This window comes from Lysinibacillus cavernae (assembly GCF_009724685.1).
Taxonomy (GTDB): domain Bacteria; phylum Bacillota; class Bacilli; order Bacillales_A; family Planococcaceae; genus Lysinibacillus; species Lysinibacillus cavernae.
This window is the reverse complement of record NZ_WMEF01000004.1, coordinates 133,717-159,190: the sequence shown is the minus strand read 5'-3', so window position 1 is coordinate 159,190 and position 25,474 is coordinate 133,717. Positions and strand designations below refer to the sequence as shown.

Genomic DNA, 25,474 nt, shown 5'->3' with positions numbered 1-25,474 from the left:
CTATTTACGATAGAAAATTTCCATCAGCTGTCCTAAAGCTTTAGGTACCTGTAAGGAGGCTGTCGTCCCGAATAATTCTTCTTCTAAATCATAGACTTTTTCGTTTTTGACTGCATCGAAATGTTTCCAAATATCATTCGTTTTAAATTCCTCATCGAACATTTTCACAACCTCATCAGGCATGCCATGTGATAAGCGCAAAATAATATCAGGATTACTGTTATGTAGATACTCTGTATTGGAAGATAAATACTCAGCGTCTTGGCCTTCCATGACATTGATTCCCCCTGCTCGCTTAACAAGATCACCTGCGTAAGAGTTTTCAGTTGCCACTAAGTAGCTTCCTGGAATACCAAGTAAAATTAGAACACGAGGACCTTCTTTATTCGCAGCTACACCTTGAACCGCTTCGATATTTTTCTGAAGGTCCTTCACTAATTCCTCTGCTTGTGTTACACGATTGTAGCGTTCACCAAGTGTTGTGATTTCCTTTAACATCGCATCAACGCTTTGGAAATTTAAAAAGTCGACAGGAATATTCAACTGCTTAAATTTATCCTGTAAATCATACTCCAAAGTCGATACAGATAATACTTCTGTCGGATTCAATGACTTTACAATCTCCATATCAGGCTCCATCGCATTACCGATAGATGGCAGACCTTCAAAACGTTTTGCTAATTGCTTTTCCGTTTCTGGTACAGCGATTGCATCAAGTTCCAGCTTATCTAGAATATCTGCCACTACAACTGTACCAGCAATGATTCGTTGCTCACTTTCTTCTGTTACCTGTTCTTTTTCAGCAACTGTTTTCTCATTTGTTGCAGGCTTATCACTGCCACTACAGGCAGCAAGAAGCAGTGATAGTAATGTCAGTACCAGTAGTCCTATTTTCCAATCCTTTTTCATTGTGTCATCTCCCACTTATTTCTGCTCAGTTCTATCCTGTTTGGCTTTTTTTACACGTCGAACAAGTAACCAGCCTGATCCAAGGCAACTAACGATAAGCAAAATAATTTTTACTATGTTTAACGGTTCAATCTGCTGACTTGCAGTAGACTGATTCACTATCTTTTCAGTTGTGGTTTCATCTTTTTTGTTTTCTTCCGGTGCATCTTTTACCGCTTTGTCCACTGATTCATCTAGTGTACGATCAAATGCTAATTTTTCTTCCTGTGGTACAACTAGCTTAGATTGGGTAGTTGGCACTGTCGATGTAGCTGCGTTCGTTGTCTTCTCAATTTTGGTTTGTACTAGTGGCTTTTGCACTTGCTTTTGCACTTGCTCTTTCACAACTATTTCTGCCCCTTTATCACGAACTTCAACTTCAGAAGAGGGTTCTTTAGAGGGTTTATTTAAAACCTTCGCAACCTGTGTTTGATCGAATACTAACTGGACAAAATATTGATGATGATAGGGAATGTCAGAAATATCAATCTTCACCCACATTCGTAATGGTTGTGCTAAATCTTCAACCTCGAATTCCACCATTCGTACATTATCTAAAAGTGAAAGCAACTTGGGTTCAACTTGCTCTCCTTTATAATCTACCTTTAGCCCTGTGACCCAAGCTGAATGTAAAATCGTCATTTGGACGTAGTATCTACCATCTTTTTCAATTACCTTTGCCACTGGATTCACATAGCTATTCATGATAGAAGGCTCTTGTTTACCATCCGCCAATAAAACATAATCCAACGCCCATTCCTGGCCAGTTATTCCCTCTGAGACAATTTCCTCAACTTGTTCTTCACCCTGTGGATTATTTGGTGAAAGTGTCTGCGTCTCTATTGTCAACTCTTGGGAAAACAAAGCATATTGTTCCTCCGTTTCAAGCGCTATATTGCCCTTTATTACAATTGGTTGATGTAATGCCAATACATCAAACTGAACTAAATTTTCTATTCTATCTAGTGTAAAAGAAAGTTCATTGCCTAACTGTTCGATATGTATATCTTTTATAAGATTTGGCTCTTCAAGTACCGCAGTTAATTGATATTGTCCATTCTTCACTGTGAGCGTTGCTACATGTTTAAAAAGACTTTCTTCAAAGCCTTCGATAGAAGAAAAACTTAGTTCAACTTGATAACTACCATCTGCGATGACAGATTCTTCGGCTTTTGCTTGTAGAAAAATGGAATGAGGAAAAAAGAACAATATGATTGTACTAACAGCCAATATGCAAAGGTTGTTTCTATTTAGTGTCATTGCATAATATCCTCCCATTTCTTTAAAAGCACAGTAACTTCCTTCCCCATGAATGTGAGAAAGGAAGTTGCTGTTAAGATTATTATTTATTCATGTATTGCAATGAGCCATTTAGAATTTTTGCCATATGTGAACGTTTTAATGGGCTATTTGCATCAATAACTGTTTTACCGTCTGCAGTAGGAGAACCCGTCATTACTTTACCTGCATACAGAAGTGCGAATGCCTTTTTCGCTTCTTCATCTTTCACTTTTGCCCCGTCAGCATAATAAGAAAGACTTGGATCACCAAAGTTCATTTCTTTCCCTGCTACATGTGTTACTGTGCGGTAAATCATTACTGCTGCCTGTTGGCGAGTTAATGTATCATTTGGATTAAAGTTTGTTGTTTTCTTAACAATCCCTGCTTCAGCTAATGCATTAATCGCTTGAACAGCTTCCGCACTAAGCTTACCTGTATCTTTAAATCCAGCATCTTTTGTAGAAGATACGTTCAATGCACGTGCAACCATTAATGCAAATTGAGAACGCGTAATGTTATCGTTTGGTTTAAAGTTGTCTTGACCTTTAACGATTCCTAAACTGTAAAGAGAAAGGATTGCATCTTTATTCGCATCTTTACTAATATCTTTAAATGGATTTACAACTGGTTTCACTGCACCTTCGACAGCGAAGCTAAATTGTACGGTATGATTAGAATCATACTTCACACCTTGTGCTGGTTCATTTACTACGATGTGTAATTGAGCATTCACAAGTTTCTTTAAATCTGCTACTTCAAATGAATACGTGCGAGCATTCGTTGTATCCTCTTGTTTCACTAAAGTTGCTTCTTTCCCCTCTACAGTGAAACCTTTTACATATTGGCCTTGAGGGAAAGTCATTGTCACAATATTTTTACCATCTTTCGCAGAAACGCCTACTTTTGGTGCTATATATTGTTTCATCATGGATTCTTCTGTTGTACCATTTTTGTAAACAGTGACAGCCACTTCATCCACTTTTACTTCTTCTTTTACTTCTTTCACTGCTTTTAAATCAAAGTCATACCATTTGTCCATATTTGCAGAAGGAACAACTACATGGATTTTTGCTGATTTAACTTCATCAACAACAACAGGGAAACTGTATGTAATTGTGCCATCGCTATTTTTTACCTCTGTTGCATCCACAAATTTATCGCCTTGCTTTGTTTGTAGTCCTGCAATCATTGGTGCAGATTTTGCTGTAACAGTAATACTAGCTTCAAATTTACCGTCTTTTTCAACAATCGAACCCTGCGGTACTAGATGAGAACTAATAGCAGGCTGCGCTTCTGTAGTACCAGGTTTAAAGATTTGGAAGTTCACAACTGCATCCTTTTTGTCTGCTTTCGTTGTTTCTGCTTTTACTTCTGTATTTGTTGTAACTACTTCAGCTGCAGATGCAAAGGATGGAACTGTAAGCGATGCTGCTAGCAATGAAGCTAGTACGATTTTAGTTGCGCGAGATTGACGTTTTTTAGCCATTATTGACCCTCCGATTTTGTTTGTAGTTTTTTTCTATAAAGTAAAAATGCAGATCCCACTAAAGCAACCATTAATAGATATGGTGTTGCATCACTTGTTTGTGGATTCGGCACCTGACTTTCTACATTAGATGCTGCTGGTTCTTTTGATTCTTTTGACGTTGTTTGTGAAGTTGAAGCAGCTGAACTAGCAGTCGATGCTGCATCAAATACTAGTGCTACGCTATATTCATGATGATAATTAATATCATCGATATCAATTTTCATTGATGTTATTACTGGTTTTGATAAGTCCTTAACCGTGAACTTCACAGTGCGTGTGTCGGCTGCTTTATCTTCACTCACAACCGTTGCCCCACCAGGTGGTTGAAATTTTGTAATCCATGCACTGTTTTTCAAGGTGATTTGTACCGTTGCAGTACCATTTTTCGCCGTTACATTCGCTGGTTTTACAAAATAATCGTTTGCAATAGATGCAGCGTTACTTTCAGGTTTATTGACCTGATATTTTATCGAATGAGTGCCATCAGCCAGTTGAGCAGATGCTTGTGTCAACCCTAAGTTAACAACAAAAATACTAACAAGCATGATCAACATGAGCATTTTCTTCATGTGTTGCACGCCTCCCTTGGTCATATTAAAACATCATAAGTGAAAAAAGTAATTTACATGAAAGCACTTTCACGTAAACGAAAATTATTCTCAATTACGATTCTACTCCCAAGAATAATCGCTGTTGCCAGTGTATGTCAACATTAAATCCAAATTCGACCTCAATATGTCAAATTTACCTCCTAATAAAAAGAACATTACCAAAATACGGTAATGTTCTTGCTATTTCTAAAATATCCTATCACTTTATTTAGCAAAAATTTCAAAAATCCCAATCGTGATTAGTAGCCAACCTGAAATCGCTGTTGAATGCTTGCCTATAAACGTCTTTGATAGTAAAGAGCCACATTGACTCCCCACACCAACTGTGATAAACGAAAACAGTCCGATGGAAATGACAGTCCAAAGAGCAGAGATACCATTCGCTCCTATAGCAATGCCTCCTGCTAAACAGTTGGCTGATAATACGAAGCCAAGTGCCATTGCTTCTCGAGTTGAAATCACTAAGTTTTTATCTTCATCAAATAGTTCAGGGTTTCCAGCTATCCGTTGATTAGAAAAATTATTAGACATTAAAGTCCATATACCAATTACACACAATAATAAACTTCCTAATAAATTGGCAGTATGCGGTGAAATATATTCAACTACCGTGCTGCCTGCTGTTACTGCGACATAGGTGACGATCATTGACATAATAGCGATCACAGCATTCGATAAAATCGGAATTTTAACTTGTTTGACACCATAAGCTAGGCCAATCCCCAAGTTATCTAAATTCGCAGCGATTCCAATTAGAATAATTGTAATCCAATGCATACTAAGCCTCCTCGAATCTTCGTCTCCATTTTCACCTATCATATGTCTTCAATAAAAAGATTTATGGGCAACACAACTTTATGTTTGAGGCATATATAATGCTTCGTTTCAATTTGACAAAAGTAGCAACTTGTTAATAAAATTAAGTTGTTACTTGTAAATTTTTCACTATAATGATTATCGAAGGGAGAAATTATATGAAATACGTAAGATTATCGAAAATAGCATTCGCTTTACTATGCCTACTAGTTTTAGCGGCATGTAGTTCGGCAGATGCGGGAATAAAGAATAACAACCAAAAAGAAATCAACTTGGCTTATGTTGAATGGGATACTGAGGTTGCTTCTACCCATGTAGTAGGACAAGTATTTGAGGATTTAGGATATAAGGTAACACTAACGCCATTAGACAATGGCATTATGTGGGAGGCACTTGTGAACGGAGAAGTCGATGGTATGGTGTCTGCATGGTTGCCTCAAACACATGCCCCTCAAGTCGAAAAATACAATAATAAAATTGAGAGTTTAGGTGACAACCTAAACGGTGCAAAGATTGGCTTAGTCGTTCCTAGTTATATGGATGTAGACTCCATTGAGGATTTAACAAACGAAGCTAGTCGCACTATTACAGGAATTGAACCAGGCGCTAATATGATGGCTACGACAGAAAACGCTTATAAAGAATATGAAAATCTAAAAGATTGGAAAGTATTAACCTCTTCTGCTGGTGCAATGACAGCAGCCCTTAGTCATGCCATTGCAAACAATGAGGAAATCATCATTACAGGTTGGTCTCCACATTGGATCTTTAATGCCTATGATTTAAAATATTTAGATGATCCGAAAGGTTTATATGGTACGGAAGAATATATTGGTACATTCGTTCGTAACGGTTTAAAGGAAGATTTCCCTGAAGCGTATAGTGTCCTTGATCGTTTCCATTGGACTTCAGAAGATATTGAAAGTGTGATGTTCGATATTATGAACGGTATGAGCGCAACAGATGCCGCAAAGAAATGGGTTGAAAGCAATCCAGACAAAGTGGCCGATTGGACGCAAGATGTAAAAGCATAATATTAGTACAAAAAATCCATTTACTAATGTCTAGTAAATGGATTTTTTGTGTTAGTCAATTACTTTAGGATGGAAGCCATCTTTTTGGAAGTAATCATCATGTGACCAAATATTTAATTTTGCATCTTGCACTACTTGCTGAATAGCTCTAAATGCTTCTTCAAATGTATTGTTCGTTTTATGAATATAACGTACAACTGCAAGACCTCCCTTTAATAGGGATTCCTGCAATAAACACATATTCTACAAAGACACAGGTAAGTACGCGATCATAATTGTCTGTCTCTGGGCCAACATCATAGACCGCTTCAATTTTTTACAATTACTTCTTTTCCAAAAACCATTAAAAAGACAGCTTATTCTACAATAGAATGAGCTGTCTGAGATTTTTAACGTTCCCAAAAAATGAGGGGGGTTTCAGGAGCGTAATCATGAACTAGCAAACTTCTGGAGAAAAGTAGCTAAAGTTCACCCTTTCTACACTGTATTGTAGTAAAGGAATATTCTTTATATGATAATGATAATCATTTTCAATTATTTTGTCAACCATATTCTAACGTTTTATTCTTCTTTATCATTCATATAAGTCACTAACAAGAATTGGTAAACCACTTTCTATCTTTGTATACAGACTACCATTTCGTGTAGAAATTAATAGGGCTTAAAAAATATAGATGCCCCATTCTCATCTAACCAAATAGAATCTACACTCTTTCATTACTTAGCCACTTTGTACAACCAATACAGTAAAAACAAAAGAATAACCTATCCATCAGCAATAAATCCCACATCTTTACTACTTTAGAAATGCCAAAACAAATTGTTATTATGGGAAATAGTTTACAAAAAAGCTGCTGTCTGTAAAACACAAACAGCAACTTCTTATAGTAGCTGTTATAATCTGCACAAGCTACAGTATTTTCTATTAATTTTTTTCACACTCAGCTTTTGAGATGCTTCTTTTTTAAAAATTTTAACTAATAAACAGCGATTGGCCCATAAGGTCCTTCAATAATTTCTATTTTTGTTTCAAAAATATCTGTCAAAATTTTTGAATCCATAACCTCTTCTACTGTTCCAAAAGCAGCAATTTGTCCATCTTTCATAGCACAAATTCTATCAGAATATTTGGCTGCAAAATTTATATCATGCATAACAGTCAGAATTGTTCTTCCAAATTCATTAGCCGCACGTCTCAAATGCTCCATCATTTGAACAGAACGAGCAACATCAAGGTTGTTCAGAGGCTCGTCCAAAAGTACATATTCAGTCTCTTGACACAAAACCATCGCTACATACGCTCTTTGTCTTTGACCACCAGAAAGTTCATCTAAATATCTATTCTCTAAATCAGTTAGGTCTAAAAAATCGATATATTTAGAAATAATAACCTCATCCTCTTTTGTTAATCTTCCCTTTGAATAAGGAAAGCGTCCAAATCCAACTAGTTGTCTAATAGTAAGCCTAGTTACAAAATGATTTTCTTGTCGCAATATAGTCAAAATTTTTGCTAAGTCTTTGGATTTGGTTTCAGAAACATTCATACTTGCCACCTGAATTTGACCTTCCTCTATATCCAAGAGTCTTCCAATCATCAAAAGTGTCGTAGACTTTCCAGCGCCATTTGGCCCAATTAAAGAAGTAAAACCCGCTTTTGGTATTTCAATATCCAAAGGTCCTATTTTCACCTTATCAGTATAGAACTTTTTAACATTATCAATTTTTATCATAAAGCCCTCTTCCTTAAAATTACAGTTAAAAATACTATTCCACCAAATAATTCGATAATAACTGAAACTACACCTTGAGCATGGAATACATGATACATTAAAAAGTATGCACTCGTTATTATCAAAAATCCTATAGCAAGAGCCATTGGAAAAATGTATCTATGATCATAAGTTGACGCCGCCTGATAGCTCAAAGTTGCTACTAAAAAGCCATAGAAAGTAAGTGGTCCAATCAAAGCTGTTGAAATTGACATCAAAATAGCAACTAATACAAGTGTATAAATTACACTAGGTTGATATTTAACTCCAAAAGAAGTAGCAACATCCTTTCCTAGTGATAATACATTTAAATTCTTAGAATGAGCAAGAATTAATAATGCTACAATGATTACCATAGGAATGACGATAGGAAAATATGCAGAATCTGCATTATTAACAGAACCAAACAATCTTGCCTGTAAAATATCAAATTCAGAAGGTGCAAGTAATCTTCTCATGAAAGTTGACACAGAATTTAGACCAGTACCAATAATAATTCCAACTAAAAGCATAAGTTGTAGATTTCCATATTTACCAGAAAGTAACCATCCGTATAGTATCAAACTCATCAATACCATAACAACAACTTGAAATAAAAATGATCCAATTCCACTAAAGTTTATCAATGCACTAGCACCAAAGAAAAATATTGTGCTCGTATGTATTGTTGAGTAAAGGGATTCGAAACCCAAAAGCGAAGGCGTTATTATCCTATTATTCGTAATCGATTGGAAAGCAACAGTCGACAAGCTCTGACAAACTGCAGCAATAATCATTGCAACAAGAGCTACTATCCTTCTCATAACAACTGGGATAAAAGAAGGTGAATCTATCGGAACTGGATTGTTATAAACTAAAAGTCCATATGAAAAAAGGATGCCCAAAGCAATCAATGTTATCAGTAAAATCCAATAACGTTTTTCTTCTTTCTTAGAACGAAAAGCCCTAGCTGATCTATTCTTATTATGAAGGCTAGAATCGATTTCGACATTTTCTTTATTTCTATATTCTAATGTGGTCATCGTAGCCTCCTTGGTTTTCTTTGTCTCAATAAAATAGTAATAAATACGACTGCCCCCACTGTTCCAAGTATTAAAGAGACAGGTACTTCAAATGGCATTATAATAGTTCGAGAAATTATGTCACAAGCAGTTATAGTACCCATTCCTATCACACAAACCCAAGGTAAATTACTCCTAAGATCATCGCCTCTAAACATTGAAACTATGTTAGGGACAATTAAACCTAAGAAAGGTAAATTTCCAATAACAGCTGCAACAATTCCAACTGCAACAGAAATAAGGCCAGTCCCAAAAAGAACAATCCTATTGTAGTTAACACCAAGGCTTGTTGCGACATCTTCTCCTAGTCCAGCTAAAGTCAGTCTATTAGCATAAATAAAAATAAGCAAAGTAACAATAACAATTAGCCATAAATATTCATATCTTCCCACCTGAACTGGCGCAAAAGAGCCTACAAACCAAGCTTCAATACTTTGCGTCATTTGGAAAAGGAGTCCCATAAAAGTGGAAATTGCAGAAATGACTGCTCCAAGCATCAATCCAATGATCGGAACTATTAAAGACGAACGAAGTTTAACTCTTCTTAAAAATAAAAAGAAAATCATAGTTCCTATAAACGAAAAAATGATTGCACCCGTCATTCTTAAAACTAAAGATGGAGCAGGAAATAATAAATAAACAAAAAGCAGTCCTAGACCTGACCATTCAATAGTTCCTGTTGTGGTAGGTTCAACAAAACGATTCTGTGTAATAAGTTGCATTACGAGTCCTGCCATTGCCATTGCAGCTCCAGTAAGCATTAATGCAGCTGTTCTTGGAACACGAGTTATGAAAAACATCTCCATTCCATCCTCTTGTCCACGTATATCATAAACTCCAGTAAACAGTGATATAATGCCTAAAATAATAACAACTATAATCGCTAATATAAAAGGTTTTGTCCATATCTTATTGTGATTATAAAACTGGGGTTGAGAAAAACTCTCAACCCTAGAAATTATATTTTTTGGCACCGTTTTATACTCCTTTACACTACTTAGCTAAAGCATTTGTAAGGTTTTCAAATAACTCTAAATAAGTCTGGATTGATTCATTCGTGTAAGTATCTGCTGGTGCATAAATAATCTGTTCTTTAGAAACAGCAGTTGTATTTTGAAGAGCAGGTGCGTTAGCAATAACATCCTGAGCAGGAGTTGAAGTAGCAGCATCAGATGTTCCTGCATCACGATCTAATACGAAAAGCCAATCAGGATTACTTTGTGCAATAGCTTCAACAGAAACTTCATCACCTTTATGATCTGTAGAAGAATCAGTAACTTCTAATGCTGGAACCCATCCGAAAATTTCATACATTGGTCCCCAAACACGCCCAGAATGAGGAGCTGCAAAGCCAATATCTCCACCAGAAACAATAACACTCATCACTTTATCTGTTCCGTTATATGCAGATTTAGCATCTTCGATCACTTTATCAAAATCAGCTACCAATTGTTTAGCTTCCTCATTTTTATCAAAAATTTTACCTAAAGAAATTGTAGAATCTTTAAGTCCATTTACTAAGTTTTCCCCAGGTGTAGCTGCTTCCTCAGAAACATCAACATTAAGATCAATAACAGTGGCATTTGGCACTAATTTTTTTATTTCTTCGTAATAGTCAGCAAATCTTTGTCCGACAATTACAAGTTCAGGGTTTGCTGCCGCTAGAATTTCAAGATTTGGTTCACGGTGATTCCCAATATTTTGAACTGAATCATCATTTTTATATGAAATACCCTCAGGCATTATATCCTTTGGAACAGCTGCTAGTTCAATTTTCCAATCAGCTAAAGTTTCAAACGTTCTATTATCCAAGGCAACTACATTTTTTGGGTTTACAGGAACAGTAACAGTTCCATGTGCATCAGTGATTTCAACCGTCGTAGGCTTAGCAACCTCTTCACTTCCGTTAGCTTCAGATGACTTTGACTCTTGTTTACCTTCATTACTTGAACTTGAGCAAGCTGCTAACATCAAAGTCAAAACCGCCATAAGAACAACAAATTTTAATGACATAAATTTTTTCATACATATACTCCTTTTATGTAGTTTATTTTGAAAATGAGAAGAAGCTCATAGATTGAATGAAATAGTACTTGCTATCCAATTTAATCGCTATTGATAATCATTTTCATTTGTGCGTCCTGTGGAATAGTATAGTCATTAATTATGTGAAAATCTTGTGAAGGATGTAAATTGATAAATAAAGTTACATCAAGCATAAATTGGGTACAAAAAGTATTACATGAAGTATTTTTTAAGGTTTCCGTAACTTCAATTTCTTCCAGAAACAATTTGGTTTTAAAATTTAATAGAACAAAAAAACGAGCAAAACTGGTTGAAACTGTTTTTACTCGTTTTTTTCGATTATGTTAATATTTATTACTGTGACAAACTGTACTTTACCTATTATCTTATTGTCACTATTCAATCATTGAATAGCCTCTACCGTGTATTGTTTGAATATATCGGTCTTTTTTGTCACACTTTAGCTTTTTTCTTAGATACCCAATATATAAATCCACTACATTTGGATTGACTGCTATGTCATATCCCCAAACCTGGTTCAAGAGTATTTCACGGCCCAATATTTTATTTTTATTCTTCATTATAAACACTAGTAAATCATACTCGCGCTTAGTAAGCTGGAGATTTTCACCACTTTTTGTCACAGTACTGCGTGATGCATCAACGAAGAGATCTTTAAACCGCAAGAAATTATTCTCGATAGTGTGGATATAGTCCCCTCTTCTTAAAATAACTTTTATCCTTGCTACTAATTCTTCTTTCTCAAAGGGTTTTCTTATATAATCATCTGCCCCTGCCTGTAATCCGTCTATACAATCCTTGCTAGACACATTGTCGGTCACAATGATTATCGGTGTCGTTTTAACAGCCCTTATTTGTCTGCAAATTTCCGGTCCAGATATACTTAACGAATCCCAATCCAATACGATAATATCCCAATCTTGCTCATATACAATATTTAAACCTTTTTTTTCATTGTGAAGTGTCCAAATGAAAGAGCCTTCTTGCTTTAAACCGCTTACAATTTTTTTTGCTAAAGACCGTTCATTCTTAATTACCAACACTTGCTTCACCTGTGATTCACCTCTACTTCACTAAATAAAATATTTATCACAAAAAAGAATATCGGATTTATAAATATTAAATTTCTAAAAACCTATTATAACAACTTATCAGGGTAGATTTGAGGCTAACTCTAACACAATGTTTGAAGTATATGTGACAACACATCGGCACTGATGTGTTTAATTGTATTAGCTAAGTTCTTATTTAGTTGAAGCAGAAGATTTTATGACGTAATCAAAAGCGTTCCATCGTTAAATCAGTGTTTACTGAAATCGCAGCTTTATTACCTTTAGCAGCTGAAATCATTAAAGAGGATGGTTTAGATCTTTCGGTTTCCCCTGCAATATATACGTTTTTTTGGGTTGTTCTACCAACACCATCTGTTATAACTTTTCCATTTTCATGAATTTCACAGCCAAGCTTCTTAGCAAATTGATTTGGGCGATAATAAGATGGGGCAACAAATCCACCTGATCTTATAATTGTTGCGCCTGTTTCAAACTCTATTTTTTGTAAGTAGCCGTCATTACCTAGTAAGCCTTTTATCTTTTCCGGTATAATTTTGATATTGTGTTTTTGTAACGCCATTTTACCCTCAATAGATAATTGAACTCCATTCGTTAAGACAACCAAATCCTGCGACCAATTATAAATTAACTTAGTCAAATGCAGTACATGCTCTTCTTTTTCTGCAATAACCACTAATGGCTTATCTTTTTGTTCCCAGCCATCACAATACGGACAACTAAATAGACTTTTCCCATAAAACTTTCTTATACTTGGTATAGTAAATATTTCTTGAATACCGGTGGCGAGTATTATTTTTTCTGAAATAAATTCCTGACTAGTAGATGTTTTGACAGTAAATCGCTCATTACCTATATCCTTAATAATTTCAGTAACTGTTGCAGTAAAATATGATACGGACGGGTAATTCTCCAACTCTTTTAACGCTATTTCTTTTAACGCTTGTGGTTTTATCCCATCACGAGTAATAAATCCATGTGACGCTTGTGTCACCCTATTCCTATTCGTTCTATCGTCAAATAATGCAATGTTTCTCCTAGCCCTTCCTAAAGTTAAGCTAGCACTTAACCCCGAAGGACCACCACCTATAATGATACAATCAAGGACATTCATTTTTTTACCTCCGTATTGTTTTGGTTTTATTTTGCATTGTTATTTGCATAAGAGAACTACATTATTTCCTACATCATGGATTTCCATTCTTTACACACTAATATTGGTTTTCTTGTTTTTATAACGAAGAATTTTTGTTTATTCCACTATGCTGCCCCGTTGTTTAAGTTCATTTATTCACGATAAATTCTTGATATTCGAATGAGTAGTGGATTACCTTATTTATTAATTTCCTCATATTGTGCGGTAAGGTACTTTGTTTTTGTGACACTCTCCAATGAAAAAAAAGATTATGTTAACCAAAAACTAAATTTATATTAACTTATATACATACCATTATTTAGGGGTGTTTTTTTGACTTACAAGAATAAAACATTACTTTGTTCAGTTAGTAGTTTGGCATTATTTACTGCAGGGGCATATAAAATCTTTACAAACAACTTAGAAACTATGTCAATACTAGTAGCATACATTTTCTTGGTTAGCGGATTGATAGGTTTTGTTTCTAGTGTTGTAATGTTGTCTAAAATTGAACGAACTTAGCGTTGCTTTTGCGCAACGCTTTTCTTAATGCTTCTGAACAATATCTTGCAGTAATACACTTAATACATTGGTGTAATTATATATTGCACTTTGATATATTTGCTCAGTAAGTTCAATAAAGAAAAAGAGCTGCATATGCAACTCAAATGTTCAATGATCTTTAATTAACGCACTCGTTAGCTTAAGTGCATTATTTCACAAGCTCTAAATTTCCTTTCAATTATTACAGGAACCCTGCTCATAGCGATATAACAAAAGAACTTTTATAATTTAATAAAACCCCATAAAAGACACTGACTAAACAGCCACTTTAGCAGTTTAAGGAAAGTCCATTAAATTCCTATTTTACTTATAATTAACAGGCAAATGAAGGGCTATAAACAATAATAAACGCTATTTCCAAGGGGAAACTAATAGTTTACACCCCTGCAACGATGCGGTTCTTTAGTTTTTTAGTACAAATAAATATACTGTGGATAGGAGTTGATCATATGTATTTTTCTTCAAAAATAAAAGAAGAACGTCAAAAGCATAATATGTCACAACAACAGCTTGGTGAAAAACTTAATATTAGTAGACAATCTATTTCAAAATGGGAACGTGGAGAAAGTTACCCTAGTATTGAATTGTTAATTAAGTTAAGTGACATATTTGATATTACTCTTGATGAATTAGTAAAGGGGGATAATTCTTTGAAAGAGAAACTCATAAAAGATAGCCAAACATTAGTCTATCCACGGTGGAAATTGTTTTTTGATATTCTTCTAATAATTGGATTTTTAATCATACTAGCTAAGATATTCATTGTAATAGGTAATAAGTTATTTGATTTAAACATTGTGTTCTTACAGGATTCTCTGTTATTTCAAGTTGGACCGTTTTTTATGACTATCATTGGAGCAATTGGCAGCGAATCTCTAGCCAAGAAATACAAATAATCATTTTGGATTTATAGTTATACACTAATTATATAGGAAGAGGCTGGGACAAAAAGAAAAAATGTTAGACCGATTGTATTTCGGTCTAACACTTTTTTGATTTAGGAAGGAACACTCTATTCATTGAAGCAAAAAAGTTATTATCTGTTTTCGCTATTTTTCAAAATAGTCGAGTTCTGTCCCAGCCTCTTTTTCAGTATATATCTTATTCAACTAACCTGCCCCGTTAGCTTAAGTATATTTGTTCACAATATCTTTGGTATACAGTCTAATCGTTTATTCAAGAATCTGTAATTAAGGTTTAGAACGATTAAAAATGCAGGTTTAAAGCGTCAAACTTACAGGTTTTTATTCAAATAACACACTCTGAATAACTTTGAAAAATACTAAACGTCATACATTTTTCCTTTAAAGGCTTCCCCAATTTTTCTTCTACACTGATGTTGTAATCCAAATCTACCACTCCAAAATCATCTGTAATTTCATTAACCCTTTTTTTAAAAGTACAGTTTTAAATTACTTTTTCTTAATTTATTAGCTTCTTTAATTAAGTTGATTTTTTCTCATGTATATTATTTAGTGAGCTTATTGCATTTTCTACGATTGCCGGAGCATCGTTTCCTAAGTTTGGTAAATTCTGATTTAAATATCCATATAAAGCCTTTTTTTCAATAGTGGAAGGAACGGTAGGTGCTAGAGGCAACTCGAATGTTGATTTATTTTCTGCCAATTGTTGAGGTGTATTATATAGAAATTGAAAGGCATTTTGTAGCATCCTCCTTTGCCTTTCATCAGTCACCTCATACATACCTTGTGAGTCAAGAGTAATTCGATCAAATTCAACCATTACTAACTTGGCTGGTTTTCTATTTTTCGTTCTGTAGTAAAGCATAACCTTTAAAACATCTTGTTCTGAAAGCTCCTTTATCGCTTTGAATTTCCCATTTTTAGGATTAGGAACCTTATAAACTTTATTTTCTTTAGAAATATACAACCATTTTATACCACCCATAATCAATCCTCCTAATAAATCAAGAACATCCGTTCTCTATTAAATTATAATGAACAGCAGTAAAAGTTCAAAATATAAATAACCCATTGAGTTCCAACTATACAAAATTCTCAAAAACAGATTGATTAAAAGTATGCTGTGAGCATTTATATTTTCAATAGAAAAACTTCATTCATTGACATCCATCTGAGTTAAAAAGATAAAATTGGACCTTCATATAATCATTGTTTTGGCAAAAAATCCACGAGGAGTAATACCTCATGGATTTCATTTTAAGTAAAATAGTATTTTTTGCTTTAAGTATTACCCCTACATCTCCTCAGGCTAAGCAACCTTAATAAAACGGTAAGTTAACCATAGTAAAAATGCTTACGATTTTAGGTAAAGCAAAATAGATTCATCTCCTTCTATATGTTATTGATAATCATTTTCATTCGAATGTGTTCTAGGGAGAAGTATAGCTTTATTTTCTGTGGAAATACTGTGAAGGTTAAATTTGTTACATTACTAAAGAAGATAGGAATAAACGATGCGTTTTTCCGTTCCAATAAAACTTGAAGCAGGAATTAATGGTTAAATAATAATGCTAGTTGTTTTTGGGAGACAACGAATAACTGAATTCCAAACATCCTTATTATTCTAAGAATAAGTTTTTATAATCACAGGCTGTATATTTGATTCAACATTAATGCAGTAAACTAGTTCCAATAGCTCCCGCAACTTGGTTTAAGGTACTATTAATACTGTAAACCCGTGGTGGTGTCTGTTTAAGTGTTAATGAATTTAATCCATGTATTTGTATAGCATATTAACAAGATAAATACTTACATTAGAATTACATATATTTTCGCAATATACAAACTTGATGTATTTTCAATTATCCAATCTTTCAAAACTAAAATAATACTAGCTAATATTTGGATATCAACTAATGTTAAATTTTCAGCAATCTTCTCGGACTTAAAATTCCCTTTAGAATTGCTTCAGGCAGTAAGATTAATCCTGTTTCTAAAGGAACTTAATCCTTGTGTATTTTGTAAATTACTCCAGTTCCTTTTCTGATTGCACTACTGGAAATGCCTAATTTTAGATGTTTTTTTATGGTAAACACTTGTGAATTGTTCAAACAAAATGGGGAAAATCCACCTGCATATGCTATACGTATACTAATTTTGACAACAAAAGGATTCTATCTACTATTGCTTATACGATGCTTACGGAGAGCAGTAGACTCCATCTACGCAAGTGAGTCGGCCATTAAACTCGGTATTTAATACTACAATAATCACTATTTATACTGGAATTTCTATAATACGACCTATATTTCTGAACATAAACAAACACCCCATCCATACATGAGGTGTTTGCATTTAACTTTTACTATTTTGAAAGCTGCTCTTTTCCATCTTCATCGTTTATATAAGAGTGAGAGTTTGCGGCTTCTTCAATTTCCTTGAATGCCCAATGTGTTGCTTTGACATCTGGGAAGCTTGGTTTTGTGACGCCGTTTAATGGACCACGTTCAAACATGCGGTTCATCATCACGACAGCTTGTGCACGTGTTAAAGCTGCATTTGGTGCGAAACTTCCATCCTCAAGACCATTAATGATGCCTGCAGCGCGGTTTGCTTCAATGACCCACTGTGCCCAATGGCCTTTTGTATCCTTGAAAGTAGTTGCGCCCCCTTCTTCTACAGAAAGCTGCTTAAAGTTGGCTACGACTGCGGCCATTTCTGCACGCGTAATGTTCGCATTTGCATGGAAGTTACCGTGTTGATCACCATTCATAATGCCTTGTTCTTTGACAAAGGCAATCGCTCCTGCAGCACTATGATCTTTTACCACATCTTTAAATGGTGATTTGTTCACTGATTGTCCTTCTGAATAACCTAAAATACGAGCCATCATAATGGCTACTTGTGCACGCGTTACATTCTTATCAGGACCAAATGTTCCATTTGGGAATCCTTTAATATATGCCTCGTGCTCACTTACCTCTGGTTTTTCAAATTGAATAATCGTAAACGTACTGAACTTATCTACAGTGAAACGTAGACCAAGTTCACCTTTTTCCATTGTCACGACTTCAGGGAAGACCACTTTTTTCTCGCCATCTGAGTGTTCAATAAACACGGCTAGTTGCTCTAAGAATGCTTGACGTGCAGCTGCTTCTGTTGGCACCTTTACGTCTCTTAGTGGTAGTGTTACTTGTACTGGACGACTTGGCATATTCGTTTCAATTGTTATTGGACGAGCTACCACACGCACATCGTTACTTTGTAGTGTCTCACGGACAACTTTCTCCACTCTAGCGCGTTCTTCAATCGCTTGACGCTCGCTTTCCTTCTTCACTGGTACTAAACGGAAGTAGAAGTTGTCGTCAATGCGTTCCATTGAGCTATGTAGAATCGCAATATGACCAGTTTCTGTTGAAATTTCTAGAGATAAACCATTGTCACGTAACGTTTGTAGAGATTGCTTTGGAATTTCTACCGTTACTTGATCTACTTCATCATTCACATCAGGAATGACGATACGTGCAATACTATTGCCAGTTTGTTTTGCTTTTTCTACTGCTTCTAATGCTTTCGCTGGTGTTAAGTTCACAAAGTCTGTTACTTCACCATTCGCATGCTTAGTGCGTTCAATTTCTACTGTTGTTTTTTCAAGTGGATTGTCACCATCAATTTCTAATGCCACTTGGATTTTCGTTGTTGTCGTGCTTGGATTAGTTGTTGGAGGGGGTGGATTTGGCGTCCATGTACCACCGCCACTACTTGATTTTTCAACAGTAAAATTAATTGTATATGTTTTTGTTGTAATCCCATCTTCTGCTGTGACAACAATTGTTGTTGTACCTGGTAAACTTGTTGCATTCGTCACAACAGCACTCGCTTTATCCTTATCTGTAACAGTCGCAATTACTTTCGGAACCGTAGTAGTGTGTGCCGGTAATTCTACGTTGTATATTTCCCTTTCAGATGCAAACTCTGCTACAGTTGTGGCGTTAACAGTTAAATTACTCAATGTTGCATTATTACTTACAGTTGGTTTTAAATTTTTAACCGTAAAATTAATTGTATATGTTTTTGTTGTAATCCTATCTTCTGCTGTGACAACAATTGTTGTTGTACCTGGTAAACTTGTTGCATTCGTCACAACAGCACTCGCTTTATCCTTATCTGTAACAGTCGCAATTACTTTCGGAACCGTAGTAGTACGTGCTGGTAATTCTACGTTGTATATTTCCCTTTCTGATGCAAATTCTGCTACAGTTGTGTCGTTAACTGTTAAGTCCCTTAATGTTGCATTATTGCTTACAGTTGGTGTTGAATTATTTTCAACATCCTCTAAAGTCTGTTCAATATTGCTATCTAAACTATAAAAATACTCAACTGTTTTAGATTCACCAGGTATCATCTTACCAACAGCAAAAGTTAAACCAATCAATGAATCATTTGTTGTTTCAGCTACTTTACCGTCATTATTAAATGCTATTGGATCAAATGGGTTGAAACTATTAATTGATGCGCGTGATTTTGAATCTGTAGACATTAATATCAATGCATTCCCAGTAATAGGACCTTTCGATAATACAACAGATTTAGCATCATTCGGATAGTTAAATGGAACCGAATTGATAGTATCAAATCTAGAATTCTTATCCGCATCAATATCAGGGTCTACAGAACGCATATAGCGTACATCTAAAAGTTCTCTATCTGTCATATTCGTCATTTTAACTGTAGCTTTAAAGAATTTATCATTTGCTTTAAATGAAACAGTTTGTTCTATTTTCAATGCACCATCAGACGTTACCCCACTAGTTTTTGCTACTAAACTATCTTCTGTTGATAAGTCTTCATTAGTGCTCATTAGAATCTCCATAGATCCTAAAGAATTTAAAAATACTTTTGTGCTAACATCACTTTCTTTATAACCAACATAAAATCCTTCATATGGGCTTCCAGGTAAGAAATAATCGCCACTGCTCATTGCTTCTCCACTATCAAACCCATCAGAATCCACTGTAAATCCTAAATTTTGACGTCCAGTAGGATGGAAACCTATTGGGGCTGCACTTGCCGTTCCAAACGAACCGCCTTTTGAAATCCCCATCTCAATGTATTTCCCTCCAAGGAAGATCTCATCACCAACTTTTTCATGTCTTGCATAGGAAACATCTTCTGGTGCTATCGTCTCCTCAGTTTGTGAACCTTCCGGCGCTGTTTGTGATTCTTCCGGCGCTATCGTCTCTTCAGTTTGTGATTCTTCTGCTCCTACAGAATATACAGGAAACAAGCTAAGTAATAACATACAAATTGTCATTATCAATAATTCTTTGCTTTTTTTCACTACTTTCTCTCCGTTTCGAATATAGAATAAAAATTAATAGGATAATGCCTCGTTTTGCATTTTGTATAATGAGTAAAAAGTATTACATAATTTTTAAACTCTTCTAGTCCAACGACTAAACGCAGATTCATTACATAGTTATAATAGAAAAACACACTCTCAAATAACTCTCAAATAAAAATAAAAACTCTTCCTATTTAGATAGAAGAGTTTTATTAGTCTTTAATAAATACATTTTATCCACACTTAAATTTGAATACTTATTCCTTTTATGTTATACAATAATTCATCTGATTTAGTCAGTTATTTGCCTTGAAAAGGAAATTTAATGGTATAATTTTATTATCACTTAATAGAGTCTTAATCCACCAGATAAAACCAAGTCCCTTCTTTAAAGAGATAGGAAATTTTAATTATTTTATTTCTTTGCTGGTAGAAATCCAGCATCCTCTGCCTCTTCTTCAGTGCAGAATATTTTTTCAGCTATTGTATTGTCATAATTAACTTGACCAGGCATATGATAAATCTTATTTCCTTTTGAATTGATATTACCTTTTATTACACAACTGTTATTATTAGTAATAGATTTTTCATTTTCTGTTCTCTTATCATTCTTATTATTTTCTGTAGTAGCATAATAAGCATCCTTGTCGTACCCACGATTCGTTACATAGTCTTCAATTGACCAAATACCAATAGCTGACTGTTGTGCAGTTTTTTGAACCGATTTAAACCAATCTACATGCTTCGTATTTGGTTCATATATATAAGCCACACGTGCTAATCCATTTTTCAACAACTGCTCTTGAACACTTATACCCTCTTTGGTATAAATATAAGCAAGTAGTCTTTTATATTTATCGCGATAAGAAACATCAAATTCTAAATATACTGTATCTTGACCAGCTAATAGTTGCTTAGTAAATTCTTTAGCTTCTGGTCCGTACGGTTGCTCTCCTAATGTCTCATGATTAGTTTCAGGGGTATCAACAAGTAATAAACGAACTTTTTCAGAGCTGCCGTTATATTTTATTCTTATTGTATCACCGTCAATTACACTTTCTAGTTCATATTCTTCAAACTTACTTACATCGTGTTTCTCAGCATTTTCTATCGATGATGATATAAGACCTTCTATATCTTCATTCATAATAATATTCGTACTAGTTTCTTCTGCGCATGCACTTAAAACCAATGTAGAAATGAATAAAGCAAAAATAATTTTCTTCAAATTTACACTCTACTTTCTAATTTATACCCTCTTATCTCCTCAGTTAAATAAAACTGAAGATCTTAGATTTATTTGAATATCAAATATAATACAAAAGCTAAAATAATTGTCCCACTTGTAATTAGCGTCTTAATATCTTTGTCACTCATTTTCCGTACCTCTCTTCTAACATTCATTAATATCTTAAATTTAAGTCTATTATCATTACACTAATATCACAATGAATTTGATTTATTATCTACTAAGAATTTTCAATTACAATTTAATTATTCCCTTACACATAAAAAAATCTTCAGTCTCAAAACCGAAGATCATAACACCAAGTGTATTCTATTGTTTTGAGACTGATATAATTGTCTGTTTCTGGGCCAACATCATAGACTGCTTACACTTTTTTAGCCTTTTCAATAAATTCTTTTGCTTGTTCAGCATATGGCTGGGCGCAACCTTTGTCATAATTCATTTCTGGTGTATCAACCATTAACAGACGAATTTTTCGTTTCTCACCATTAATTGTCGCCTGAATCGTATCGCCATCATATGCTTTAATATAGTCTATCTCAAAGCGTTTATTCCACTTGTTCGATGGATATAGTACCTTGCTGATCCGCAGGAGATCTGCCAAATATCATGTACAATGTTACAGCAAGAATAATCGTACCACTTGTTATTAATGTTTTTATATCTTACATTTTCATGTAGTAGGCTCCTCACAACTAGTCATCTTTTTTTATACTTAAGATTTGTCAACTCATCGTCCTGAAGACAAAAAGTTTCACGATTTTTCTATTGTAAAATATTAAGCTACTACATTCAAGCTATCATGTTGTTACAGCTACCCAATGGTTAGGAGAAACCTCTACAAGTTGGCTATTTTCCACTTCATAGCGAACTTTCACCTCTTCTGTATGTTCGGCATCACTATATTTCTGTTTTTCAATCACAGGATCTGGAATTGGAATGGAACGCAATAAGGCACGTGTATAGGGATGCTGTGGATTCGCATATAGCTCTTCACTTTCCGCCAATTCTACAATTTTTCCACCATACATGACCGCTACACGATCACTAATATGCTTCACCATCGATAGATCATGCGCAATAAATAAATACGTCAAACCAAGTTTTTGTTGTAATTCCTTTAACAAATCGACAATCTGCTTTTGAATGGAAACATCTAATGCTGATAAAGGTTCATCACAAACAATGAAATTAGGCTCAACCGCTAATGCTCTAGCAATGCCTATTCGCTGTCGCTGACCACCTGAAAATTCATGAGGATAGCGCATAGCATGCTCTTGCTTTAAACCGACAAGTTCAAGCAATTCTTCTACTCGTTGCAGTCTCTCTTCATGGGTCTTCACTAAACCATGAATATCAAGAGCTTCCCCAATTATATCTAAGATTTTTTTGCGGGGATTTAACGACGAATAGGGGTCTTGGAAAATAATTTGCATATGACGACGCATTGCCTTTAATTGCTTTTTCGTTAGTCGTGTTACAGGTATTCCTTGATATAAAACCTCTCCATTTGTTGGTTGATGAAGCTGGAGAATTGTTCGACCTGTGGTGGATTTACCAGACCCTGATTCTCCTACCAAGCCTAATGTTTCACCAGGATAAATATGGAATGATAAATCATTGACAGCTTTCAGTGTTTGACCACGGCCTAATGAAAATTCTTTGGACAGATGAGTTACCTCAATCAAAGGCTTATTTTTATCGATACCTGGCTGAATATTAGCAATCTCTTTTGGCTGTTTTTTCTCATGTAGCTTTGGTAACGCATTCAATAGTTTTTGAGTATACGGATGCTTTGCATTCGCAAAAATCTCTTCCGTTGTACCCTGTTCTACAATTTCGCCTTCTTTCATGACGATGACACGGTCACACATACCTGCAACAACGCCTAAATCATGGGTAATTAAAATAATTGACGTCCCCATCTTCTTTTGCATATTACGCATCAACTTTAAAATTTGAGCTTGAATGGTTACATCAAGTGCTGTTGTTGGCTCATCCGCAATAAGCAGAGACGGATTACATGCGAGTGCCATAGCAATCATCACACGTTGGCGCATACCACCCGAAAATTCATGAGGGTATTGTCGATACCGTTCTTCTGCATCTCGAATACCAACCAGTTTTAATAATTCAATAGTATGTTGATAGGCTTCTGTTTTTGACATGGACTGATGCTTGATTAAACTTTCGGCCACTTGATCTCCTATTCGAATGGTAGGGTTTGTAGATGTCATCGGATCCTGAAAAATCATACTAATATCTTGTCCACGAATCCCTTCCATTTGTTTTTCACTTATTTCCGTGAGTTCTTGCCCTTTAAACACAATCGTGCCAGATTTCAGAAAAGAAGGTGGTGATGGTAATAAACGCATAATGGATCGTGCCGTTACACTTTTTCCACTACCAGATTCTCCTACAATTCCGAGTGTTTCACCTCTATTTAGATGGAAGCTTACGTCTTTAACAGCTTCAAATTCTGTCTCCCCTGTGATAAAGGACACGCGAAGATTATTGATTTCTAAAAGCTTTTCACTCATTCGACCCATCCTTTTTAAAATTTGTGATTGACTTACTTTCAAGTATAATCCATACTTTACAATACTGATAGGAATTATACAATATAATGCTGAATATTTTATTTATGTTTGGAGGAAATGCATGGTTACTTCAAAAAATCATTTAAAACCTAAGGAATTTATGTTCTTTTCTACGGTTTATCAAAAACTAATGCATCAAAAGCCTTACAATTTGATTCTTTTTCTATTAAGTATTTTAGTTCACCCTTTTACATACTTCATCTATCGGAAAAGAAAACATTCAAACACTTATAATCAGGCTTTTGAATTGCGTAGTCAGTACTACATGGAGAATGGTTTGGTTGCTCAATGGCAGAAGGCCTTTGAACAACAAGAAATAGCAAAAGCTACATTCTTTAAAGATGCAGTACTAGAATCACAAATTCAGGCAACAGCTAAGCAATTAGCTCAAAGAAAGCTACAACAGCAAGTGGACCAGGATTTACAAAAAGAGGATATACAACAACTATCCTATGACCAATTTTTTAATCGGCAACTAACAAACAAACGTTTCGTGGCTCTTACCTTTATACCAGCTGTTTTATTTTATGTAGTACTGATCTTATTTGCGAATCCATTCTTGCAATTTACCATTGAACGTATTTTACAAAGCTTCATAGTCATTGTCGGAGTGGCTACATTAGTGTTTACCATTTTGTATTTATCACCATTTGACCCAGCAAGAAATTTACTCGGAGTTGAAGCAACTCCAGAGCAAATAACGAACTTTAATCGAATTCACGGTTTAGATCAACCTTATTTAACACAGCTATGGAATGCACTATCAGGACTATTCACTTTTGATTTAGGTACATCCTTTGCAGGTAAAGAAGATATTACACACAGTATTGCTAATAAATTCCCAGTCACACTTGAAATTGCCGTTTTGTCCTTGTTAATGGCTATCGCCATTGCTATTCCAGTCGGTATTATTTCAGCTGTTCGTCCAAATTCGTATTTGGATTATACCTTTATGTTCATTGCTTTAATCGGTTTATCAATTCCAAGTTTTTGGCAAGGTTTAATATTTATTTTGACGTTCGCTTTAAAGTTGCAATGGTTTCCAGCAACCTATAACCCTCAAAATTGGTTATCGCTCATTATGCCAGTTATTGTTTTGGGCACATCCATCACAGCATCCATTGCTAGGATGACACGGTCAAGTATGTTAGAGGTAATTCATGAGGACTATATTATTACAGCAAAAGCAAAGGGCTTAAGTGAATTCAAAGTAATTTCAAAGCATGCCATTCGCAATGCCATGATTCCGATTATTACGGTGATTGGACTTCTTTTTGGAGGTATGTTGGGGGGCGCATCTGTTACAGAAAAGGTATTCAACATTAGTGGGATTGGTAGCTATATCGTTGATAAACAATTTATCCCTGATATTCCAGCCATTCTTGGAGGCGTTGTTTATATTGCCATCACGATATCTATTGTCAATTTACTGATTGATATCATGTATGCCTTTTTTGATCCACGCATTCGTTCAAAAATGAAGAAGTCTTAAAGG

General features: G+C 34.9%; 20 protein-coding genes. 3 read left to right on the top strand and 17 right to left on the bottom strand.

The annotated features are described in order from the left end of the window. The 5 genes from isdE to GJU32_RS11355 form a co-directional block, all read right to left on the bottom strand. Complete coding sequence (isdE, locus tag GJU32_RS11375; protein WP_155592065.1) at positions 1 to 909, bottom strand: heme ABC transporter substrate-binding protein IsdE; 909 nt, start codon at positions 907 to 909, stop codon at positions 1 to 3. Positions 910 to 924: 15 nt separating this feature from the next. Beyond that, positions 925 to 2,208 (bottom strand): NEAT domain-containing protein, encoded by a 1,284-nt coding sequence (locus tag GJU32_RS11370; protein WP_230875022.1) that lies wholly within the window; start codon positions 2,206 to 2,208, stop codon positions 925 to 927. 82 nt (positions 2,209 to 2,290) lie between these two features. Continuing rightward, positions 2,291 to 3,715 carry an NEAT domain-containing protein gene (locus GJU32_RS11365; protein WP_155592063.1) on the bottom strand — a complete coding sequence of 475 codons (1,425 nt, stop codon included), beginning with the start codon at positions 3,713 to 3,715 and terminating at the stop codon, positions 2,291 to 2,293. Beyond that, entirely contained in the window at positions 3,715 to 4,326 is a 612-nt protein-coding gene (isdC, locus tag GJU32_RS11360; RefSeq protein WP_230875021.1) for a heme uptake protein IsdC, read from the bottom strand. Before isdC ends, GJU32_RS11365 begins: the two co-directional genes overlap by 1 nt. A gap of 246 nt (positions 4,327 to 4,572) precedes the next feature. Beyond that, positions 4,573 to 5,187 carry a manganese efflux pump gene (locus GJU32_RS11355; RefSeq protein ID WP_155592061.1) on the bottom strand — a complete coding sequence of 205 codons (615 nt, stop codon included), beginning with the start codon at positions 5,185 to 5,187 and terminating at the stop codon, positions 4,573 to 4,575. Positions 5,188 to 5,342: 155 nt separating this feature from the next. Here GJU32_RS11355 and GJU32_RS11350 point away from each other — a divergent pair, with 155 nt between their 5' ends. Further along, positions 5,343 to 6,218, top strand: a complete 876-nt coding sequence (locus tag GJU32_RS11350) for a glycine betaine ABC transporter substrate-binding protein (protein WP_155592060.1) — start codon at positions 5,343 to 5,345, stop codon at positions 6,216 to 6,218. A 51-nt stretch (positions 6,219 to 6,269) separates the two neighbouring features. Here the strand turns inward: GJU32_RS11350 and GJU32_RS11345 are convergent, their stop codons facing one another. The 7 genes from GJU32_RS11345 to GJU32_RS11315 all read right to left on the bottom strand — a co-directional run bounded on the left by GJU32_RS11345 (position 6,270) and on the right by GJU32_RS11315 (position 13,278). Beyond that, on the bottom strand, positions 6,270 to 6,458 hold the full coding sequence (locus tag GJU32_RS11345) for a thermonuclease family protein (protein ID WP_230875019.1): 189 nt from the start codon (positions 6,456 to 6,458) through the stop codon (positions 6,270 to 6,272). A gap of 737 nt (positions 6,459 to 7,195) precedes the next feature. Next, positions 7,196 to 7,948, bottom strand: coding sequence for an iron ABC transporter ATP-binding protein (locus tag GJU32_RS11340; RefSeq protein ID WP_155592059.1), 753 nt, complete (start codon positions 7,946 to 7,948; stop codon positions 7,196 to 7,198). After that, the gene (locus GJU32_RS11335) at positions 7,945 to 9,009 is read right to left on the bottom strand and encodes an iron chelate uptake ABC transporter family permease subunit (RefSeq protein ID WP_155592058.1); all 1,065 of its coding nucleotides are present in this window, start codon (positions 9,007 to 9,009) and stop codon (positions 7,945 to 7,947) included. Before GJU32_RS11335 ends, GJU32_RS11340 begins: the two co-directional genes overlap by 4 nt. After that, complete coding sequence (locus tag GJU32_RS11330; protein WP_155592057.1) at positions 9,006 to 10,022, bottom strand: ABC transporter permease; 1,017 nt, start codon at positions 10,020 to 10,022, stop codon at positions 9,006 to 9,008. The genes GJU32_RS11335 and GJU32_RS11330 overlap by 4 nt, the downstream gene beginning before the upstream one ends. A gap of 19 nt (positions 10,023 to 10,041) precedes the next feature. Then, positions 10,042 to 11,073, bottom strand: a complete 1,032-nt coding sequence (locus GJU32_RS11325; protein ID WP_155592056.1) for a siderophore ABC transporter substrate-binding protein — start codon at positions 11,071 to 11,073, stop codon at positions 10,042 to 10,044. A 395-nt stretch (positions 11,074 to 11,468) separates the two neighbouring features. Further along, positions 11,469 to 12,146, bottom strand: a complete 678-nt coding sequence (locus GJU32_RS11320; protein ID WP_155592055.1) for a response regulator transcription factor — start codon at positions 12,144 to 12,146, stop codon at positions 11,469 to 11,471. Positions 12,147 to 12,372: 226 nt separating this feature from the next. Next, on the bottom strand, positions 12,373 to 13,278 hold the full coding sequence (locus tag GJU32_RS11315; protein WP_155592054.1) for an NAD(P)/FAD-dependent oxidoreductase: 906 nt from the start codon (positions 13,276 to 13,278) through the stop codon (positions 12,373 to 12,375). Between the two features lie 1,034 nt (positions 13,279 to 14,312). Between GJU32_RS11315 and GJU32_RS11310 the strand changes: the two genes are divergently transcribed. Further along, complete coding sequence (locus GJU32_RS11310) at positions 14,313 to 14,759, top strand: helix-turn-helix domain-containing protein (protein WP_155592053.1); 447 nt, start codon at positions 14,313 to 14,315, stop codon at positions 14,757 to 14,759. Positions 14,760 to 15,306: 547 nt separating this feature from the next. Here the strand turns inward: GJU32_RS11310 and GJU32_RS11305 are convergent. From GJU32_RS11305 to GJU32_RS11285, 5 genes are all read right to left on the bottom strand, one after another. Next, entirely contained in the window at positions 15,307 to 15,771 is a 465-nt protein-coding gene (locus tag GJU32_RS11305; RefSeq protein ID WP_155592052.1) for a hypothetical protein, read from the bottom strand. Positions 15,772 to 17,151: 1,380 nt separating this feature from the next. Then, entirely contained in the window at positions 17,152 to 20,127 is a 2,976-nt protein-coding gene (locus tag GJU32_RS11300) for an S-layer homology domain-containing protein (protein ID WP_155592051.1), read from the bottom strand. 418 nt (positions 20,128 to 20,545) lie between these two features. Then, positions 20,546 to 21,358, bottom strand: coding sequence for a thermonuclease family protein (locus GJU32_RS11295; protein ID WP_155592050.1), 813 nt, complete (start codon positions 21,356 to 21,358; stop codon positions 20,546 to 20,548). Between the two features lie 385 nt (positions 21,359 to 21,743). After that, a complete protein-coding gene (locus GJU32_RS11290; RefSeq protein ID WP_230875018.1) occupies positions 21,744 to 21,983 on the bottom strand; it encodes a thermonuclease family protein in 240 nt (79 codons plus the stop codon). A gap of 196 nt (positions 21,984 to 22,179) precedes the next feature. Further along, positions 22,180 to 23,919 carry an ABC transporter ATP-binding protein gene (locus tag GJU32_RS11285; protein WP_155592049.1) on the bottom strand — a complete coding sequence of 580 codons (1,740 nt, stop codon included), beginning with the start codon at positions 23,917 to 23,919 and terminating at the stop codon, positions 22,180 to 22,182. Between the two features lie 121 nt (positions 23,920 to 24,040). Here GJU32_RS11285 and GJU32_RS11280 point away from each other — a divergent pair, with 121 nt between their 5' ends. Beyond that, positions 24,041 to 25,471: an ABC transporter permease gene (locus GJU32_RS11280; protein ID WP_155592048.1), complete on the top strand. Its 1,431-nt coding sequence runs from the start codon at positions 24,041 to 24,043 to the stop codon at positions 25,469 to 25,471. Positions 25,472 to 25,474: the final 3 nt, after the last annotated feature.

Bases quoted from the DNA above. Each gene is read 5' to 3' on its own strand.
- GJU32_RS11315 (WP_155592054.1), bottom strand. From the start codon at position 13,278: ATGAATGTCCTTGATTGTATCATTATAGGTGGTGGTCCTTCGGGGTTA.
- isdE (WP_155592065.1), bottom strand. From the start codon at position 909: ATGAAAAAGGATTGGAAAATAGGACTACTGGTACTGACATTACTATCA.
- GJU32_RS11310 (WP_155592053.1), top strand. From the start codon at position 14,313: ATGTATTTTTCTTCAAAAATAAAAGAAGAACGTCAAAAGCATAATATG.
- GJU32_RS11325 (WP_155592056.1), bottom strand. From the start codon at position 11,073: ATGAAAAAATTTATGTCATTAAAATTTGTTGTTCTTATGGCGGTTTTG.
- GJU32_RS11335 (WP_155592058.1), bottom strand. From the start codon at position 9,009: ATGACCACATTAGAATATAGAAATAAAGAAAATGTCGAAATCGATTCT.
- GJU32_RS11280 (WP_155592048.1), top strand. From the start codon at position 24,041: ATGGTTACTTCAAAAAATCATTTAAAACCTAAGGAATTTATGTTCTTT.
- GJU32_RS11345 (WP_230875019.1), bottom strand. From the start codon at position 6,458: ATGTGTTTATTGCAGGAATCCCTATTAAAGGGAGGTCTTGCAGTTGTA.
- GJU32_RS11355 (WP_155592061.1), bottom strand. From the start codon at position 5,187: ATGATAGGTGAAAATGGAGACGAAGATTCGAGGAGGCTTAGTATGCAT.
- isdC (WP_230875021.1), bottom strand. From the start codon at position 4,326: ATGAAGAAAATGCTCATGTTGATCATGCTTGTTAGTATTTTTGTTGTT.
- GJU32_RS11370 (WP_230875022.1), bottom strand. From the start codon at position 2,208: ATGACACTAAATAGAAACAACCTTTGCATATTGGCTGTTAGTACAATC.
- GJU32_RS11340 (WP_155592059.1), bottom strand. From the start codon at position 7,948: ATGATAAAAATTGATAATGTTAAAAAGTTCTATACTGATAAGGTGAAA.
- GJU32_RS11305 (WP_155592052.1), bottom strand. From the start codon at position 15,771: ATGGGTGGTATAAAATGGTTGTATATTTCTAAAGAAAATAAAGTTTAT.
- GJU32_RS11350 (WP_155592060.1), top strand. From the start codon at position 5,343: ATGAAATACGTAAGATTATCGAAAATAGCATTCGCTTTACTATGCCTA.
- GJU32_RS11285 (WP_155592049.1), bottom strand. From the start codon at position 23,919: ATGAGTGAAAAGCTTTTAGAAATCAATAATCTTCGCGTGTCCTTTATC.
- GJU32_RS11365 (WP_155592063.1), bottom strand. From the start codon at position 3,715: ATGGCTAAAAAACGTCAATCTCGCGCAACTAAAATCGTACTAGCTTCA.